Below are 17,851 nucleotides of genomic sequence, written 5' to 3' on the forward strand. Positions count from 1 at the left end.
CGACGCGTTCTGGACCATACTCTGCGATAGTTCGGCGATGCTTCACAGCACCCGCGTCACGGCGATGAGCGCCTTGCCGTATCTGTGGTCGGTGAGCCAGCCCAGATCGGCTGCACGATGCCATAGCCGGGAAACAGCGCGCCGGAGGCGAAATCGAGTACCGCGGAGGTCGACGCCAGCTCGCTGCCATGCCCGGTATCGCGAAGCCCAAGCTGATGCGATCCATGAAGCTAATCATGAATGTGATCATCGTCGCCCTGCAGCCGGAACCATCTCTGCCTCATCGCCTGTTTCCGTGGCAATACCGACCGCTCACCGGACCTGCGGCGGGGGATACACCTTGCAATCGAAAACCTGTGGCTCATGGGCCGGCAGCACTGTTGCTCCAAGCGCCGCGATGCGGCGGAAGCTTTCGTCGTAAGCGCGCAGGTCCGTGTGGTTGCCGTTCGGGATCGGCTCGCTGCCGTCCTCCGGCCAGTTCTCGTAGAGTGGAATCAGGTCGCCCGCGATGAGATAGGGTCCTGCCTGCGTGTCGACCAACACACCCTGTGAGCCTGCCGTATGTCCCGGCAGGCGCAATACGCGGATGCCCGCCACCACGTCGGCGTCACCGAACGCCACGTCCATCCGGTCGAGAATGTCCACCCAAGGTGGAGTGCGGCCGCGCTGGTTGGTTTCGTAGATCGGACGCTGGAACGGCACCGGCCAGACTGCCTCTTTCAACTCGGCTTCCTGGACATGAAAGCGTGCGTTCGTGAACAACCGCGCGCCGCCGACGTGGTCGTTATGCAGATGAGTGAGAATGACCAGTTCGACGGAAGCCGGGTCGACGCCTTCGCGCGACAGACCGTACTGCAGCAGGTCGTCGATTCCGGCATCCGTCTCGGTGTAGCACTGCGGAGCGCGCGAGCGGGGACCCGGTCCGGCATCGACGACGATCGTATGGCCAGCGCTGCGCAGCAACCACGCAATACACGGCGCATGCAGGCGCGCGGAACCGCAGTTCTTGCGGTACAAAAAACACGAGCGCTCATGATTGACGATATCGCCGCAGCGGATCGGTACGATGGTGAATGCCATGTCTGAGGCTCGCTTCAACTGTTTTGTGGTGCTGACGCAGAGTGCCCACTTGACGGGCTGGGCCCTGGCCGAATCTGGGTCGGTGATCAGATGAACGGTCGTGTGGCGAATTCGGTCGTTTCCCTTCTCGCCCATTCATGAGGAAGGTGATGCTGCGATCTTACTCGGTACACATGACCCCGCCGCGCGCATTGCCAGGCGATAAGGTGCGTTGTCGCGGTCGCGGGTATGGCCGTTCGGAAGCCACAGTATAGGCGAAATGAGTAAGCGCTTTCTCTTCAATCTTTTGGGGGTTTACCCGTAAAATGCCCAGAGGTTTTGCGTGCTTTGATTAAATTTTGAAGGAAATCTCAAATGCTAGAGAAACGATTACTTAAATTGTGTATTTGGTAAATGCCACTTTGGGGTGCCGCTGAGTCTAGTCTTCGCGCGTCGGCGCCAAACGGGTGGTGTACGCGAGTTCGAATGACACGACGGGATTTCATCGATGCGACCGGGTAATCGCCAATGCGCTCGGCTGGATGGACGCGGAACAGGCACGGCATATCGGTCGCATGCATGCGGATCAACTGGTTTCTGCCCGGCAATACGTCGACAGCGCTGCGCCATCTTTTCGTTTTGCTCAGCCATCACGACGTGATGCAACTGACAAAGCGCTGCATCGATTACCCCGACTAGCACTTCGTGATCGCGCCCGGTGTGTCGGGCAATGCGCGCAACCGCAGGGACAAAACGTACGGCAGCTGGGCTACGCGCCGGAGAATAACGCACGACGGTATGCCGTGCAGATCGCGGCCACGGGGCGGGTGAAGGATCGGCGTGAGGTGCTCTTTCCGGCAGCTTCGACTGACTCGTACAGTCCGACGCGAACGCTGAGCGGACCGAGCGGGCGAAGGCCCGCGCCCAGCGGTGGCCATTTCTCAAGATGCCGCGTTATAGTATGCCGCAAAGGGAAGGCGCGATGGTGCGCCTCGACATCGGGCAGGGTGCAAGTTGACCAACGAGGCAAAGAAAAGAGCGCCGCGTCGCAAATCGAATGCGATTTCCGTGATCGATGTTGCGCGCGCGGCAGGGGTATCGACTGCGACCGTTTCGCGCGTGTTGAACGGCAACGCAAAGGTAGCGGCTGAACTGCAGAACCGCGTGCGCGACATCGCGCAGGAACTCGGCTACACACCGCACGCCGCGGCGCGTGCGCTGGCATCGCAGCGCTCGAAAACGATTGGCGCGGTGATCCCATCGCTGGAAAACCAGAACTTCGCGATCGGCGTGTTCGCGCTGCAAAAGCGCATCGGGGAAGCCGGCTATACATTGCTGCTCGGATGCTCGTACTACGACCAGGAAGACGAACTGAAGCAGGTCCGTGCGCTTATCGCGGACGGCATCGCCGGGTTGATGCTCGTGGGCCGCAGCCACTCGCCTGCGCTCTACGAACTGATCAAAAAGGAACAGATTCCGCTCGTCAATGGCTGGACAGTCGATCACGACTACCCGTATGTCGGCTTCGACAACGTGGCGGTCGGCCGTCGCCTCGCCGACTATCTGCTCGATCTCGGGCACACGCGCTTCGGCATGATTACGCAAATGACGCAGCACAGCGACCGTGCTGCTGATCGCATCATCGGCGTGCGCACGGCGCTGCAGTCGCGCGGGCTGCAGTTGCGCCACGAACATCTGATCGAGATGCCGCACAAGATCATTGAAGGGCAGATGGCGATGAAGGCGCTGATGAACGGCCCTGAGCGACCGACGGCCGTCATTTGCGGCACCGATCTGCTTGCAATCGGCGCGCTGGCAGAGGCGCGCGAGTCGGGTATCGACGTGCCGGGCGACCTGTCGATCGCGGGCATCAACGACATCGAATTTTCCAGCTTCACGACGCCGCCGCTAACGACCATGCGGCTCGCCGCTGATGAAATCGGCGCGCGCAGCGCCGAGTATCTGCTCGCACGGATCGAAGGGCGGCCGGTGAGTTCGCAGTATATCGTTCCGACCGACCTGATCGTGCGCGGCACGACGGCGCGTCCTCGCAACACCTAGGTCGCCGACGCGCGGTGTGGCGCGTCATGGAAAGACGCAAAGTCGGGCGAGCACGGACCGCGGCGCGTGGAGCGACGACGGGTCGGCGATTCGTGTGTCCGGACAGACGGCTCAGATTCCCGCTGACCCCGACAACAATTGCGTGGCTGATGCCTACTCCGCGCCATGCGCGGACTCAGCACGCAACAAGTGCGGCCGCATTCGCTTCGGCGGCAGTGCGCGCCTCAGATGTGCCGGACAGCAACGGCAAGAATGCCCATTTAGCGACCTGCGCATGGCAAGTTCCATGCACGACAGGTGTGTAATCCAGTTTCTCCCAACGTCGCAACTTGCGGTTGCGGCCGCGTCATGAAGCTGACGCGGAACAATTCCTGCGCGTGCATGTGAAATTTGTTTACACTGGCTAGTGCAAAAACGTTATCGGGAAAACTGCGTGCGGGGAGTCAGGCGTGCGCACAAAATCAGCGAACTGAAGCATGAATAACCTGCAAGTAGTACCTCACTCCACGACCGACACTCTGGCGAGAGTCCGGGCGATTTCAGACTCCCTGCCTGACGCGCAGCAACAGGTGGGAAAAGCGATACTTGCCGAGCCGGAGTGGTCGGTGCGAGCCAATGTCGCGGAGATTGCGCACCGCGCCGGAGTCAGCGCACCGACGGTCGTCCGATTCTGCCGCGCTGTGGGCTTCGAAGGTTTGAGCGACTTCAAGCTGCAGCTTGCGCAGAGCCTGGCGGTAGGCACGCCGTACCTTCATCGAGCGGTCAACGCCAAAGATGATGTACCGAGCCTCGTCCACAAAATCCTGTACGGAGCCGCCGCCGTGCTGACCGGTCTCGAGAGCCAGCTCGATGCCGACACGATCAGTCACGCCATTGAGAAGCTTGCCGCGGCCAACCGGATCGACTGCTATAGCGTGGGCAGTGTGTCGACTTTTCTTGCCAACGACGCCCAGTCGCGCTTCGCGCGCCTGGGTCTCACATCGAACGCTTATTTCGATCCGCATATGCAGGTCATCTCCGCGGCAGCGCTGTCACCCCGGGATGTCGTGCTCGCGATTTCACACGTCGGACGCATGCCGACCTTGCTGGAAGCGGTAGCGCTCGCGCGCGAACAAGGCGCGACAGTGATCGGCATTACCCGGCCCGACACACCGCTCGCGAAGCAGTGCACTATTCCGATCGGAATGATCGTGCCCGAGGACGCCGCTGCGCGTGTGGGCACGGAGGCGTACCTCGCGGGCCAGATACTCATCGAGGTTCTGATGGTCGGCGTTGGCTTGCGGCTCGGACCATCGGCGCTCGAGCGGCTCAAGCGAGTCCGGTCCGTGCTGCGCGAGAGGGGCGTCGATAGCGACGTCCACCCGGCGTTGCAGCGTGCCTGGTCGGAAGCCGAGCGCGACGCACTTGGCGATAAATAGATACGTCTACCCTGGCGGCATAGCGCCGCGCGGTTGGCCTCCGTGATCGGCCAGCGCCGCCCAAAAGTTTACTTTTTTTCTTTTTGACATCAAAGGACCAAAGCATTACGCTTGGTTCTGAAATTTAGTTACATCGGGCGGTATCGCCATGTAGGGAGGGGGATGGCTGATCAATACAGGAAGGCACTATTTCAATAGGACTACAAATTAATTTAGTGCCGTAAACAGCGATGCGGCAATGCGTTTTGTGCTTGGTTCATTGAAACGCCGGGCGGCCGGCGGAGCGGATGGTGTTCTTTTTTGGCGGCGTATAGCGACGATACCGGGCCTTGAAAATGAAATTTACTTACATCTCATCCACAGCGACATTTGCCTTGGCGAAACGGGACTTATGAACGGAACACAGGAAGCGCACGGCTCCGCGCATTGGTTGTTTCAGGGCGGTGTCGTGATCGATGGCAGCGGAGCGTCCCGTTTTCGCGCTGACGTGCGCGTCGAAAACGGCCGCATCAGTGAAATCGGCGCGGACCTCGGGCTGCGCGGGGCGACGCGCATCGACGCGTCGGGGCGCGTTGTGGCGCCGGGATTTATCGACGTGCATACCCACGACGACGAATGCGTGCTGTCGGCGCCGCAGATGCTCTCCAAGATCAGCCAGGGCGTGACCACCGTTGTGGTGGGCAATTGCGGGATTAGTCTCGCGCCGCTCGTGCACTCGAATGTGCCGCCGCCGCTGACCTTGCTGGGCGGCTCGGACAAGCATGTCTTTCCGACGATGCAGGCCTACGCGCAAGCCGTCGATGCTGCGCGTCCAGCGGTCAATGTCGCGGCCCTCGTCGGCCACTCGACATTGCGCGTCGCGACAATGGCCGACCCTTACCGCGCCGCGACGCGTGCGGAGCAGACGAAGATGGCGGACCTGATGCGCGAAGCGATGGCCGCGGGCGCGACGGGGCTCAGCACGGGCCTTTTCTACGACACCAACGCGGCGGCAGACGTTGCCGAGGTCACCATGCTGGCGCGTATCGCCGCCGAAGCGGGTGGCGTTTATACCGCGCACATCCGTAACGAAGCCGAGGACGTGATCGCGTCACTGGACGAAGCGTTCACGGCCGCGCGAGATGCCGCTCTGCCCGTGGTGATCTCACATCACAAGTGCGCGGGGCCCGCCAACTGGGGACGGTCCGTCGAAACACTCGCCCACATCGACGCCGCGCGACGCGCGCAGCCGATCGGCCTCGACGCGTACCCCTACGTCGCCGGCTCGACCATTCTGCGCCCGGACCTTGTGGACGGCATCATCGAAATCATGGTGACGTGGTCGGAGCCTTACCCTGAAATGAGCGGGCGCTCGCTGGCCGATATCGCGCAGGAGTGGCAATGCAGCCAGCGAGAAGCTTGCGAGCGCCTACAGCCGGGCGGCGCGAGTTACTTCCAGATGCGTGAGGACGACGTGCGCCGCGTCCTGCAATACGAGGCGACGATGATCGGCTCAGACGGCCTGCCGCACGATCGTCATCCGCACCCCCGCCTGTGGGGGACCTTTCCGCGCGTGTTAGGCCATTACGCCCGTGAGCTGGGTTTGTTCACGCTGGAGGAAGCCGTGCGTCGCATGACCAGCCTGTCCGCACGCCGTTTCAATCTGCTGGATCGCGGCGAGATCGCGGTTGGCAAGCACGCGGATCTGGTCGTGTTCGATCCGGATTTCGTAATCGACCGCGCCACCTACGCGCAGCCGACCACGCCGGCCGCCGGCATCGACAGCGTCATGGTGAGCGGCTCGATGACTTACCACGCACAAGGTCCTACCGGCATTCGGGCCGGCAGGTTCCTGCGTCTCGGGATCCGCTCATGAGGCCGTCACTGTCGTTGTCGTCCGGCAATCAGCGCCTTCGCAGCAAACGTATCGGCTACGATCGCCGCGCGTTCGCCTGGCTGCTCAACACACCGGCGCTCCTCGCGATCGTCCTGCTTTCCGCGTTCCCGATAGCCTACTCGGCGTGGATCAGCCTGCACCGGTACAACCTCCAGCGTCCGCGAGCTTTCAAGTTCGTCGGCCTGTCGAACTACAGCGACATACTGCAGTCGTCCGAGTTCTGGACCGCCCTGCGGATCACCGCCGTGTACACGGTGCTGGTGGTCCTGCTGGTGGTGGTGTTCGGCATCCTGATCGCGCTGCTGCTCAACCGTGAGTTTCCCGGCCGCGCGCTGGTGCGCACGCTGGTCCTGCTTCCGTGGGCCATTCCGCCTGTGGTGAATGGCCTGATGTGGCAATGGATCTATGACGCCAAGGTGGGCGCGCTCAACGGGCTGCTGGTCAGCCTTGGCTTGATCGACCAGTATCGCGGCTGGCTGTCGACTCCCACTTCGGCGTTGCTCGCACTGGTGTTCTCGGAAGTCTGGAGCCTCCTGCCGCTTGCGGTGATCCTGTTGCTCTCCGCGCTGCAGCGCATTCCCGCGGAGCTTTACGAGGCGGCAGGCATGGACGGCGCCAGCAGGTTCCAGCTGTTTCGGTACATCACCTTGCCCTGGCTTTCGCAGTCGCTGCTCGTCGTACTGATCCTGCAGACGATGTCCGCGCTCCGGGCGTTCGACATCATTTATGTGCTGACAGCGGGCGGTCCCGGCACGGCTACCACCACGCTCACCTGGCAGACCTACCTCACCACGTTCGACAACCTCGATTTCGGCCACGGGAACGCCTACGCCTGGCTGGTTAGCCTGATTACGCTGGGGCTTGCCCTAGCCTATTTCCGAGTGCTGTACGGACGTGGGGACTTTGAAGCATGAGCGCTCTTCTCAACTCGTTGGTCACACCCGCCGGCCGCCAATCGCGGCGCAAGGTATTCCTGATCGTGGCGGGGATTGCCGTCGCGGTCTACATCCTCGCGCCGTTCTGCTGGCTGCTGCTGACCAGCTTCATGCATGAACGGGACGCGCTGACAGTGCCGACGCAGTGGATTCCCCGCCATCCGACGCTCGAGCACTACAAGATGTTCTTTCATCCATCGGGGACGAGCGCGATCGTCGGCGGCCGGGCTGCCGAGGAAATGCTTCCGGGCATGCTGAACTCGCTGATCGCCGCGCTCGGTACGGCCGCGGTCAACCTGGTGCTCGGCACGCTCGCAGGCTACAGCCTCGCTCGTCTGCGTTTTCGCGGCCAGGGTGCGCTGCTCGGTGTTTATCTCGGTTCGCGCATGGTCCCGGGTATCGCGCTGATCGTGCCGCTTTATCTGACACTCAAGAATCTCGGCATGCTGGACCACCTGTCCGCGCTGGTCATCACGTACGTGACCTTCACGCTGCCGTTCACGATCTGGCTGCTGAAGAACTACTTTCAGACGATCCCGCGCTCGCTCGAGGAAGCCGCGCTGATGGACGGGTGCAGCTGGTTTCAGATGCTCGTCAAGGTGCTGCTGCCCGTCGCCATGCCCGGACTCGTCTCGTCGGCCATGTTTGCCTTCATGACCGCGTGGAACGACTACCTGTTCGCCGTGATCCTGACGAGCACGACGGCGTCGAAGACCTTGCCGGTAGTCGTCGCGGGCTTCGCCACCGACGTGACGACCCAGCGCACGCTGATGGCGACGGGCGGCGTATTGGCCATCATCCCGCCTCTGGCGCTGGCATTCGTGTTCCAGCGGTTGATCGTCCAGGGACTGACAAGCGGTGCGGTGAAGGACTGACTATGGCATTCCATTCAATGCAATCTCATGGCCTCAAGGAGGACCACGATGTCGTCCAGTGAAGATTCCTATCATGCGTTGTCCCGCCGCCGGTTTCTGACGATGTCCGCGCTCGCTGGCACGGGCGCGGCGCTCGGCGGCTTCGGGCTGATGTCGCCGGCGCGCGCCGCCGATGTCTCGGTGCGATTCGCGGGCTGGGCCTTCGAGCCGCAGGTGGTCGAACAGCGCCTGCGGCAGTTCATGGCCGAGAATCCGGACATCAAGGTGAACTACTCGCCGCTCGACATGCAGTTGTATAGCGAGAAGATGATCGCCCTGTTCAATGCCGGCTCCCAGCCGGACACGTTCTACGTACGCGACACGGACCTGGGCGCATGGGTCGACGCGGGCTGGCTGCAGCCGATCGACGGCTTGCCGAAGCTCGACGAATTGAATCGCGACATCTTTCCTTTCGACCGTCAGGCGCTCTTTTACAAGGGCAAGCAATACGGCACGCCCTACTACGGCGACATCTACGTCTACATCTACGACCGCGCCGCGCTCGACAAGGCGGGCGTCAAAGCGGCGCCCGTCACGCTCGATCAGCTCAAGAGCGCGGCCCTGGAGGTCAAGAAAGCAGGCCTCGCCCAGTACCCGATCCTGAAGGGCTATAAAACGAACGTGGACGGGCTGAGCGAATTCTGGTCCATGGTGCTCGCCTCCGGCGGCCATCTGTTCAATCCCGCGATGGACCCCGTGTTTCCCAATGAAGACAAGACCGCGCTGACGGTGCTGCAATGGATGGTCGATGCAATGCATAGCTGGCAGATCCTCGACCCGCGTGGCCTCGAACTCGACGACACCCAGGTGCGCGACGCCTTCCTGAGTGGCCAAGGCATTTTCACGTCCAATGTCGGAAACGTCTTTCCTCGCTCCAACAATCCGCAGTACAGCAAACGTGCCGGCAACATTCGCATGACGCGCTTTCCAGCCGTGAAGGATGTCGGCAAAGGACCGATGGGATGGGCGCGCCTGTATGGCATGAGCTCGCAGACCAAAGCGCGCGCCGCGGCCTGGCGTCTGATGTATTTCCTCGGCGGCAAGGATGCCAAGGGTCAGTTCTCATCCGCCCAGACGTGGTATCTCAAGTACGGCGTCGGGTATCCGTTCAAGCCGCTCGATAGTGATCCGCAGATCGCGGCCTCGCAGAAACAGCTGGGCTACGAGCCAGCGATCATCCAGCAGCAAATGTCGAATGCCCGCACGCGCGAGAACATCGCCACGACCTGGTACACCGAATGGGACCGCTTTACGCAGCAGCAGATTCAGGCTGTGTTGATGCGGCAGATCACGCCGATCGCGGCATTGACCGCGTCGGCGCAAAAAGCGCAACAACTGAAGAAGGAGGCGAGTTAATGACCAATTTCACGCTTGAGCGCGAGGGCGCCGGCCCCACTGCGGTTTTCCTGCACGGGTTCTGTCAGTCGTCGGCCTACTGGGAGCCGACTGCAGACCGGCTCGCCGCCGCCGGCATTGCCTGTCTCGCGCCCGATCTGCCGGGCTTCGGCGCGTCGGCGGGGGAACGCGGTCCGTACTCGATGGCGGCGCTGGCGGACTCGGTCGCGCGTCTGCTCGATGCACGCGGCCTATCGCGCATCACGTTGATCGGCGGATCCATGGGTGGCGTCGTCGCGCAGCACTTCGTCTTGCGCTACCCGGAACGCGTCGCACGCCTGCTGCTCGTCGCGACCGGCGCGATGGCCGCAGACCCCGCCGCGGCGCTAGCGAAGGCCGACGCCATGGCGGCCGCACCCTGGGACGAAGCCGCGATCGAGCCGATCGTGAACGGGTTCTTTCTGCGCCCTCCATCGGCGCCTGATCTGGCGAGGTCCCGCAGCATCGCGCTGAGCGCGGCCCAAGCCGCCGCCATCGATGCGGCACGTTCCAACGCATTGAATAACACGCTCGACCAACTCGCCTCCATCCGGGTTCCGACGCTGATCATCCAGGGTCGGCACGACCGCGCGCGCACACCCGAGCATGGAGCAGAAATGCGCGCAAGGATTGCGGGCGCCGCGTTGGCCGTCATCGAGGACGCAGGCCACACGCCGCAACTCGAGCAGCCGGACGCATTTCATGACGTTGCGCTGCCTTTCCTGCTCGCCGCGTGTATCGATCAACCGGTCGCCGGCCGGACCTTAGCCTGAAACACGGAGAACGTAGATGATTCTGAATGAAATCGCGGACAAGGTCTGCCTGGTGACCGGTGCGAGCCGCGGGATTGGCGCGGCGGTGGCACGCGGTCTCGGCGCCCGTGGTGCGAAAGTGATGGTTCATTACCGCAGCGGACGTGCGCAGGCCGAGGCCGTGGCCGCCGACATCGAGCAGCATGGCGGCACCGCCCGCCTCGTAGAGGGCGACATCGCGCTGCACGGCAACGCCGAGCGGCTGATTCGGGAAACGGTCGAGACCTTCGGGCGGCTGGACGTGCTGATCAACAATGCCGGCGACCAGATCTCGCGCGTCGGCATTGCAGAGTTTCCCGACGAACTCTTCGAGCGCCATATGGCGATCAACGTGCGGCCTGTGTTCGCCGCATGCCGCGCGGCCGTGCGCCAGTTTCGCAGTCAGGAGAGCGGCGGCAACATCATCAACGTCAGTTCGGTCGCGGCACGCACTGGCGGCGGCGCGGGCTCCGCGGTCTATGCCGGCGCGAAGGCCTTCATGTCGACATTTTCGCGTTCGATCGCGAAGGAACTCGCGCCGGAAGGCATCAGGGTGAATGTCGTCTCGCCCGGGGTGATCACGACCGACATGCAGGACCGCGTCACCTCGCCCGAACAACTGAAGGCCACCGCGACGCAGATCCCGATGGCGCGCATCGGCGACCCGGAGGACTGCGTCGGGACCTTCCTTTACCTGTGCTCGGATCAGTTGAGCGGCTACGTGACCGGTCAGGTCGTCGAGGTCAATGGCGGTCTGCTGATGCCTTGAGGCGAGCGTCCCGCCATTCATCCATCCATTCCCGGAGTCACCGCTTTGGCAAACCTCAGCATCCACAACGTTAGAAAGTCCTACGGCTCTCACTCCGTCATTCAAGATATCAGCGTGGATATCCCGGATGGAGAATTCGCGGTGCTCGTGGGTCCTTCCGGCTGCGGCAAGTCGACATTGCTGCGAATGATCGCGGGCCTCGAGGACATCACGTCGGGACAGATCCGCGTGGCGGGGCAGGTCGTGAACGACGTATCGCCCAAAAACCGCGACATGGCGATGGTGTTTCAGAACTACGCGCTTTACCCGCACATGACGGTTGGGCAGAACATGGGATTCTCGCTCAAGCTCAGCAACGTCCCGAAGCCTGAAATCGAGCAGCGCGTCAGGCGTGCCGCTGAGATTCTCGCCCTCGATCCGCTTCTTGAGCGCTATCCTCGCCAGCTCTCCGGCGGGCAACGCCAACGCGTCGCGATGGGGCGGGCGATCGTGCGCGATCCGCAAGTCTTCCTGTTCGACGAGCCGCTGTCGAACCTCGATGCCAAACTGCGCGTCGCCATGCGCACCGAGATCAAGCAGCTCCATCAACGCTTGCGGACGACGACCGTCTACGTCACTCACGATCAGGTCGAGGCGATGACGCTGGCCGACAGGATCGTGGTGATGCGCGACGGTGTCGTCGAACAGGTGGGTGTGCCGCTCGAAGTATACGATCAGCCGCGCAACGTGTTTGTTGCAGGGTTCATCGGCTCGCCGGCCATGAATTTTTTGCGGGGCGCGCTTGTCGATGGCGACAAGGAAACCGAGTTCCGTTCCGACAGTGGCTTGACGGTTCGCCTCGGCCGCCAACTCAGGGCGGACCATTCAAGACCGGTGATCCTCGGAATTCGTCCCGAGCATTTCGTCATCACAGAGGATGGCACGCCGACCGAAGTCGTGGTCGTCGAGACGACCGGCTCGGCCACTCAGGTCAATGTCCGTTACGGCAGCGACGAGATCGTCTGCGAGTTTCGCGAACGCGTTCTCGCGCGACCAGGAGAGCGCCTGTGCATCGCTCCAATACCGGACGCCCTGCACCTGTTCGACGCGGAAACCGGCCGACGTTTGCCGGAGCTCGACCGCTCCCTGTCCTGATGAACACGCCGTACGCCGGTCTCGCGCTGTACGGCGCACAATAAATAGTCCACCCCCGCTCGCCGACTACCCCGGAATAAGCACGCGACTGCGCGTGAGCACCTCTTTGGCCAGCTCCACGATGGTATCCGCGCCGCTAAGACACTCTTCCTGATAGGCGACAAAGAACCCTTGCTGAGTGATTGGCCGTTCAGTGTTCAGCACATGAATCAGCCCGGAATCGATCTCTGCACGCATTATCGCGGGCGACAACACGGCCGCCGCATGTCCGGCCGCGACGAGCCGCGACATCATCGACAGGGAATTGCATGAGCTGATGTTGTCCGGATTGCAACCTGCGCTGCGAAACCAGTTCATCACCAGCGAATGGTTCGATGACGGTTGCGAGACGGTAATGATCGGCACTGACGCAAGATCGTGAGGCGCGATCTTGTTGTTGGGCACGAGTTGCGGCGACGCAACCCAGTGCAGATCGGTATAGCCGATGGCGGTCTCGACCACGTGGGGCGCATCGGTGGAATCGTTCAGTATCGCTATGTCAAGTTCGTGCGCACCAAGCTTGCGTCCGAGCGCGACGCCCACATCGATCGTGAGTTCGATCTTCATGTGAGGATAGCGCGTCTTAAGTTGCGTCAGTAGATCCGCAAGCCCAGCGTGGGCGATGGACTCGATCGCGCCGAGGCGTAGAAGCCCGTACATGGGGTCGGTACGCTTCGCGATCTGTTCGAGTTTCTCGGCGAGCTTCAGCACCTGTTCCGCATCGGCGAGCGCATCGCGGCCTGCGAGCGTGAGTTCGGAGCGCGTCCGGCTGCGCGTGAAGAGCTGCACGCCGAGATGTTCTTCGAACTCCTGGATACGCGCCGAAATGGTCGGCTGCGTGAGATGTTGATGACGCGCCGCCGCATGAAACCCTCCCAACCGCGCCACCCAGTAAAAGGTTTCAATTTGCTGAAGAGAAATACGCATGATCGAAGGTTTCTATCAGATGGTCTCGCTAACTTTGATTATCTCCCGGAAAAAATGGATTCGTATACTCGGTGCACTCTTTGGTTGCCTCTCAATTGACACCGAAGCGTGGTGCGTCATTGGTCACGTTGCAGCAAGACAGTCCGTAGGCTCCGATTGCCCCGCGCGCAATCTAACCCTGCCCGGTCCCGAGATACGAAGTGGTGCGCGGTTTATCACAAGATCGGTATATGAATCCTCTGACGATGAATTGGGAATCCTTATGATAAGGAAGTCACTGCTCGCTCTCGCACTTTCGAACGCGTTCGCTATTCCAGCGTTTGCGCAAAGCAGCGTCACGTTGTACGGGATGATCGATGAGGGGCTGACCTACGTCAGCAACTCCGCCGGCCATAGTCAATGGGCCCTGCAAAGCGGCGTCGAGGGCGGCAGCAGATGGGGTTTGAAAGGCAGCGAAGATCTCGGCGGCGGAACGAATGCGATTTTCCAGTTGGAAAACGGCTTCAACGTTTCCACGGGCACGCTCGGGCAGGGTGGTCTGGAATTCGGCCGTCAAGCCTACGTCGGCCTGACGAACCAACGCTGGGGTACGCTGACATTCGGCCGCCAGTATGACCCGATTGTCGACATGATCGGACCGACCACTTCCAATGGCCAATGGGGTGGCCTGTTCTCGCACCCGAGCGATATCGACAACACGGACAATGCCTTTCGCGTAAACAACTCGGTCAAGTATGTCACGCCGACCTGGGCAGGCCTGACGGCCGAAGCGATGTACGCCTTCGGGGGTGTCGCCGGCGACTTCCGCCAGAAGAGCACGATTGCCGCCGGCGCGAATTATCGCAATGGTCCGCTGTACCTTGGCGCCGCGTACTTTTACGCCACCAACCCCGCGCAACAGTTTCCGGATGGCGGTTTCAAGCCGAACGCCATACCGGGCGTGTCGAACGGCGAAGGCGCATTCGGCTATGTCGGCAATCCGGGCAGCATGCAGAACATCGGCGTGGGCGGCGCATATACGATCGGGCCGGCGCGAGTCACCCTGGCGTACACCAACACGAGGTTCGAGGACGCGAGCGGCGTGGCAGGTAACACGGTCACCTTCAGCAACTATGAGATATGGGGGCAATACCACGTGACGCCAGCGACGACGTTGGGTGCCGGCTATACCTTCACGGAAGGCAAGGTGGACTTCAACGACGCGAGACCCAAGTACAACCAGGTCAACCTGCTGGCGGACTACGCCCTGTCCAAACGCACCGACGTCTACCTGAACGCGGCATATCAGAAGGCTGCTGGCGGAGCAAACGCGGATATCTATCAGGGTTTCCCGGGATCGGAATCGAGCACGACGACGCAATGGGTCGCGCGTGCGGCCCTGCGCGTGAGATTTTGATAGCGCCGCTCGAGCGGTAACCACTACTGAAGCGGGGAAGTGAACATGAACACGAGAATGGCAGAGTTGGCGCACGGCCGTAAATCATCGGTTCGATGGAGGATCTTCTGGTTCCTGCTCGTGCTGATCACGATCAACTACGTGGACCGCGCTTCGCTGTCGGTCGCGATGCCCCTGATCTCGAAGGAGTTCTCGCTCTCGCCGATGGTGCAAGGCTTGATTCTGAGTTCGTTCTTCTGGTCGTATACGGTCATGCAGATTCCGGCGGGCCTGCTGGTCGACCGCTTCAAGCCGCGCATCGTGATCACGGTGGCGACACTCGTCTGGGGAGGCTTCCAGGCCGGCGCGGGATTCTGCACGAACGCTGTTTCACTGCTGCTCATGCGCCTCGGTCTTGGGTTCGCCGAGGCGTCGATCGCGCCCGCCGGCGGTAAGCTCAATGCGCTATGGCTGACGCGCAACGAGCGCACAAGGGGCGCGTCGCTAATGGACGGCGGTGCGCCGCTCGGCGCAGCGGTGGGATCGCTGTTGATCTCGGCGTTGATCGGAGTATTGGGTTCGTGGCGTCTCGCGTTTGTGGTTGCGGGTGTCGCCACGACGCTGGCCGGCGCCCTGGCCTGGGTCTATATCCGCAATCATCCGCGCGAGCATCCGGCGGTTAACGAAGACGAAGCATCGTTCATCGAGCGTTCGCACGAGGAAGAACTGGAGCGCGAGCCGGCCAACGCATCCGGGCGCTCAATCGACTTTCTGAAGTATCGCTCCTTCCTGTTCATGTTCTTCGGCTTCATGTGCTGCAACACGTTGTTCAATGGATTGCTCACGTGGATGCCGAGCTATCTGATCAAGGAGCACGGCCTCGATATCCGTCAAATGGGTGGGTCGAGCTTCATCATTTACTTTTCCGGCTTCGCAGGCGAACTCGTCGGCGCGTGGCTTGCCGATAAGTGGCTGGCGGCTGGCGGCAGGCCGAACACGGTGTTGCGTACGATTTTCGGTGCAGCTGGCGTGATTGCCACCGTTTCGGTGTTTTCGGTAGCTTACTTGTCCAGCGCGACGCTGGTCGTCGCGTTGCTCTCGTGCACGGTTTTCTTTTTGCGCTGGGGCAACCTGTACTGGTGCATTCCACCTTTGCTTGCCACGCGCAACAAGGTCGGCACACTAGGTGGCTTTCTGAACCTGGGAGCGGCGGTCGGCGGCATTGGCGCGCCGATTCTGGTCGGCGGGATTGTCCAGGCGACCGGTTCGTATTTTCTCGCCATGATGTTTTTTGCGGCGACCGGCGTCGGCTTGCTGCTCTGCTCGCTCGGCATCGACTACGAGAAGAAGTTGCCTGTATGAGACCCGCGCTACCGCTTTCCGGTCTTCAATTAACAACCGTCAGTAAGGACGCTTTGATGAACCCAGATGACTCGTATACCCAGCCTTGGCAATGGCCTGAAGCCCATTGGCGGAAGTTGGTCGACCAGGTACGCGCGGGACGCGCGCTTCGCCCCAATGGCTGGCCTGATGGAGCGCGCTGCGCGGTGGCGCTCTCATTCGATTGCGACCACGAAACCAGTGAATTGCGCGAGGGCGGAAAGTCGATCGGCCGGCTCAGTTGGGGGCAGTACGGTAGCCGGGCGGGCATGCCGCGCATTCTAGACGTGCTGCGCAAACATGCCGTGCCGGCCTCGTTCTTCGTACCCGCGGTCACTGCGCTTTTGCATCCAGAAGAGGCGCGCAGCATCGTCGGCGACGGCCACGAAATCGGCCTGCATGGCTGGATTCATGAACTGAACTCGGTACTCCCGCATGAGGCGGAACGCGATCTGTTGCTACGCTCGGCGGACACGCTCGAGACCATCACCGGGCAGCGTCCGGTGGGCATGCGTACGCCGTCATGGGATTTCAGCCCGCATACGCTTTCCATCGCGCGCGAGATGGGATTGCGCTACGATTCGTCGCTGATGGCCGACGTCGACTGCTATGAGCTGCTCGAGGCCGGCGTGCCGAGCGGTCTCGTCGAACTGCCGGTCGAGTGGATTCGAGACGACGGCGCGTATCTGATCATGAACCGCTTCGAGGCGGTGCGGCCCTATACGTCGCCAGCCGACGTCTACGATATCTTTCGCCGCGAGTTCGATGCGGCCTATGCGGAGGGTGGCGTCTTCCAGTTGACGATGCATCCGCACGTCACCGGTTACCGGTCGAGGATATGGATTCTCGAAGAAATCATCCGGCACGCGCAGTCGTTGCCGGGAGTGTGGTTCGCGACACATCGCGATGTCGCCGAATGGGCACTTGAACATGCACAACCGACCTGAATCCAGTGTGCGATCCGGCGGCGCCGGGCAGCCGCGCTTTCCGGTTTCGCCGAAGGCGACCGATAGTCATCACCACATCTACGATGCGCGGTATCCAGTCGATCCGTCAGCGCAGTTGCAGCCGCCCGACGCGACGGTAGCCGACTATCGCGCGCTGCAGCGGAGGCTGGGTGTCGAGCGACATGTCGTCGTTCAACCGTCTACGTATGGAACCGACAATCGTTGTCTGCTCGATGCCTTATCGCAATTCGGAAAGACCGCGCGCGGCATCGCGACCGTGCCCGTCACCGTGACGGATGGTGAGCTGGCCGGTCTTCACGACATGGGCGTACGCGGGCTGCGCTTTAACCTCGAATACCTGGTCGGCGTCACGCTATCGATGATGGCGCCGCTCTCGAAACGGATCGAACCGCTCGGCTGGCATATTCAGGTCAATGCCACCGCCGCGCAGCTACTCGCGCATCGGCAGTTGCTTGCGAGTCTGTCGTCGCCGCTCGTGATCGATCATATGGGGCAGATCCCGCAACCGGACGGCACGGAGCATGCCGCGTTCCGGATGGCCGAGGCGCTGCTGGCCGGCGGCCGTACCTGGGTCAAATTGAGCGGCCCCTATCTCGCGTCGAAAAGCGGAGCGCCAGTCTACGCCGACGCCGGCACTGTCGCGCTCAGGTTTGCCCAGCTTGCCCCGGACAGGATGCTGTGGGGATCGGACTGGCCTCATCCGACGCAAGCGGCCGACAACAAGCCGGACGCTGCCCATTTGCTGGATGACCTGGCGCTGTGGATACCCGATGAATCGACGCGGCATCGAATCCTCGTTGAAAATCCAGCGAGGCTTTACGGCTTTTAGCG

At 61.9% G+C, this 17,851-nt stretch carries 15 protein-coding genes; 13 read left to right on the forward strand and 2 right to left on the reverse strand.

Annotated elements, in window-relative coordinates; genetic code table 11:
• Nucleotides 1-312: 312 nt before the first annotated feature.
• Nucleotides 313-1,080 carry an N-acyl homoserine lactonase family protein gene (locus PQR42_RS35515; protein ID WP_408494992.1) on the reverse strand — a complete coding sequence of 256 codons (768 nt, stop codon included), beginning with the start codon at nt 1,078-1,080 and terminating at the stop codon, nt 313-315.
• A gap of 1,047 nt (nt 1,081-2,127) precedes the next feature.
• On the opposite strand from PQR42_RS35515, the gene PQR42_RS35520 reads away from it, so the two are divergent.
• The 9 genes from PQR42_RS35520 (at nt 2,128) to PQR42_RS35560 (ending at nt 12,331) form a co-directional block, all read left to right on the forward strand.
• A complete protein-coding gene (locus PQR42_RS35520) occupies nt 2,128-3,120 on the forward strand; it encodes a LacI family DNA-binding transcriptional regulator (RefSeq protein WP_408494994.1) in 993 nt (330 codons plus the stop codon).
• Nucleotides 3,121-3,596: 476 nt separating this feature from the next.
• Nucleotides 3,597-4,538, forward strand: coding sequence for a MurR/RpiR family transcriptional regulator (locus PQR42_RS35525; protein ID WP_408392120.1), 942 nt, complete (start codon nt 3,597-3,599; stop codon nt 4,536-4,538).
• 391 nt (nt 4,539-4,929) lie between these two features.
• The gene (locus PQR42_RS35530) at nt 4,930-6,393 is read left to right on the forward strand and encodes an N-acyl-D-amino-acid deacylase family protein (RefSeq protein ID WP_408494996.1); all 1,464 of its coding nucleotides are present in this window, start codon (nt 4,930-4,932) and stop codon (nt 6,391-6,393) included.
• The gene (locus PQR42_RS35535) at nt 6,390-7,328 is read left to right on the forward strand and encodes a carbohydrate ABC transporter permease (protein ID WP_408392116.1); all 939 of its coding nucleotides are present in this window, start codon (nt 6,390-6,392) and stop codon (nt 7,326-7,328) included. Before PQR42_RS35530 ends, PQR42_RS35535 begins: the two co-directional genes overlap by 4 nt.
• Nucleotides 7,325-8,224, forward strand: a complete 900-nt coding sequence (locus PQR42_RS35540; protein WP_408494998.1) for a carbohydrate ABC transporter permease — start codon at nt 7,325-7,327, stop codon at nt 8,222-8,224. The genes PQR42_RS35535 and PQR42_RS35540 overlap by 4 nt, the downstream gene beginning before the upstream one ends.
• 48 nt (nt 8,225-8,272) lie before the next feature.
• Nucleotides 8,273-9,619 carry an ABC transporter substrate-binding protein gene (locus tag PQR42_RS35545; RefSeq protein ID WP_408495000.1) on the forward strand — a complete coding sequence of 449 codons (1,347 nt, stop codon included), beginning with the start codon at nt 8,273-8,275 and terminating at the stop codon, nt 9,617-9,619.
• Complete coding sequence (locus PQR42_RS35550; protein WP_408495002.1) at nt 9,619-10,410, forward strand: alpha/beta fold hydrolase; 792 nt, start codon at nt 9,619-9,621, stop codon at nt 10,408-10,410. Before PQR42_RS35545 ends, PQR42_RS35550 begins: the two co-directional genes overlap by 1 nt.
• 22 nt (nt 10,411-10,432) lie before the next feature.
• Nucleotides 10,433-11,197, forward strand: a complete 765-nt coding sequence (locus PQR42_RS35555; protein WP_408495053.1) for an SDR family NAD(P)-dependent oxidoreductase — start codon at nt 10,433-10,435, stop codon at nt 11,195-11,197.
• 45 nt (nt 11,198-11,242) lie between these two features.
• A complete protein-coding gene (locus PQR42_RS35560; RefSeq protein WP_408495004.1) occupies nt 11,243-12,331 on the forward strand; it encodes an ABC transporter ATP-binding protein in 1,089 nt (362 codons plus the stop codon).
• A gap of 66 nt (nt 12,332-12,397) precedes the next feature.
• On the opposite strand, the gene PQR42_RS35565 is transcribed toward PQR42_RS35560, so the two are convergent.
• Nucleotides 12,398-13,297 carry a LysR family transcriptional regulator gene (locus tag PQR42_RS35565; protein WP_408317753.1) on the reverse strand — a complete coding sequence of 300 codons (900 nt, stop codon included), beginning with the start codon at nt 13,295-13,297 and terminating at the stop codon, nt 12,398-12,400.
• Here PQR42_RS35565 and PQR42_RS35570 point away from each other — a divergent pair.
• The 4 genes from PQR42_RS35570 (at nt 13,296) to PQR42_RS35585 (ending at nt 17,849) form a co-directional block, all read left to right on the forward strand.
• Nucleotides 13,296-14,693 (forward strand): porin, encoded by a 1,398-nt coding sequence (locus PQR42_RS35570; RefSeq protein ID WP_408495006.1) that lies wholly within the window; start codon nt 13,296-13,298, stop codon nt 14,691-14,693. The two genes, PQR42_RS35565 and PQR42_RS35570, sit on opposite strands and share 2 nt — an antisense overlap.
• Before the next feature lie 45 nt (nt 14,694-14,738).
• Nucleotides 14,739-16,034: an MFS transporter gene (locus PQR42_RS35575; protein ID WP_408495008.1), complete on the forward strand. Its 1,296-nt coding sequence runs from the start codon at nt 14,739-14,741 to the stop codon at nt 16,032-16,034.
• Between the two features lie 185 nt (nt 16,035-16,219).
• Nucleotides 16,220-16,999: a polysaccharide deacetylase family protein gene (locus tag PQR42_RS35580; protein ID WP_408495010.1), complete on the forward strand. Its 780-nt coding sequence runs from the start codon at nt 16,220-16,222 to the stop codon at nt 16,997-16,999.
• Complete coding sequence (locus tag PQR42_RS35585; protein ID WP_408495012.1) at nt 16,983-17,849, forward strand: amidohydrolase family protein; 867 nt, start codon at nt 16,983-16,985, stop codon at nt 17,847-17,849. Before PQR42_RS35580 ends, PQR42_RS35585 begins: the two co-directional genes overlap by 17 nt.
• Nucleotides 17,850-17,851: the final 2 nt, after the last annotated feature.

This window comes from Paraburkholderia sediminicola (genome assembly GCF_046027355.1).
Lineage (GTDB): Bacteria > Pseudomonadota > Gammaproteobacteria > Burkholderiales > Burkholderiaceae > Paraburkholderia > Paraburkholderia sediminicola_B.

What these genes read in the sequence shown, in the direction of transcription:
- PQR42_RS35565 (WP_408317753.1), bottom strand. Translation starts at nt 13,297, where the DNA reads ATGCGTATTTCTCTTCAGCAAATTGAAACCTTTTACTGGGTGGCGCGG.
- PQR42_RS35530 (WP_408494996.1), top strand. Translation starts at nt 4,930, where the DNA reads ATGAACGGAACACAGGAAGCGCACGGCTCCGCGCATTGGTTGTTTCAG.
- PQR42_RS35535 (WP_408392116.1), top strand. Translation starts at nt 6,390, where the DNA reads ATGAGGCCGTCACTGTCGTTGTCGTCCGGCAATCAGCGCCTTCGCAGC.
- PQR42_RS35545 (WP_408495000.1), top strand. Translation starts at nt 8,273, where the DNA reads ATGTCGTCCAGTGAAGATTCCTATCATGCGTTGTCCCGCCGCCGGTTT.
- PQR42_RS35525 (WP_408392120.1), top strand. Translation starts at nt 3,597, where the DNA reads ATGAATAACCTGCAAGTAGTACCTCACTCCACGACCGACACTCTGGCG.
- PQR42_RS35585 (WP_408495012.1), top strand. Translation starts at nt 16,983, where the DNA reads ATGCACAACCGACCTGAATCCAGTGTGCGATCCGGCGGCGCCGGGCAG.
- PQR42_RS35570 (WP_408495006.1), top strand. Translation starts at nt 13,296, where the DNA reads ATGATCGAAGGTTTCTATCAGATGGTCTCGCTAACTTTGATTATCTCC.
- PQR42_RS35540 (WP_408494998.1), top strand. Translation starts at nt 7,325, where the DNA reads ATGAGCGCTCTTCTCAACTCGTTGGTCACACCCGCCGGCCGCCAATCG.
- PQR42_RS35575 (WP_408495008.1), top strand. Translation starts at nt 14,739, where the DNA reads ATGAACACGAGAATGGCAGAGTTGGCGCACGGCCGTAAATCATCGGTT.
- PQR42_RS35550 (WP_408495002.1), top strand. Translation starts at nt 9,619, where the DNA reads ATGACCAATTTCACGCTTGAGCGCGAGGGCGCCGGCCCCACTGCGGTT.
- PQR42_RS35515 (WP_408494992.1), bottom strand. Translation starts at nt 1,080, where the DNA reads ATGGCATTCACCATCGTACCGATCCGCTGCGGCGATATCGTCAATCAT.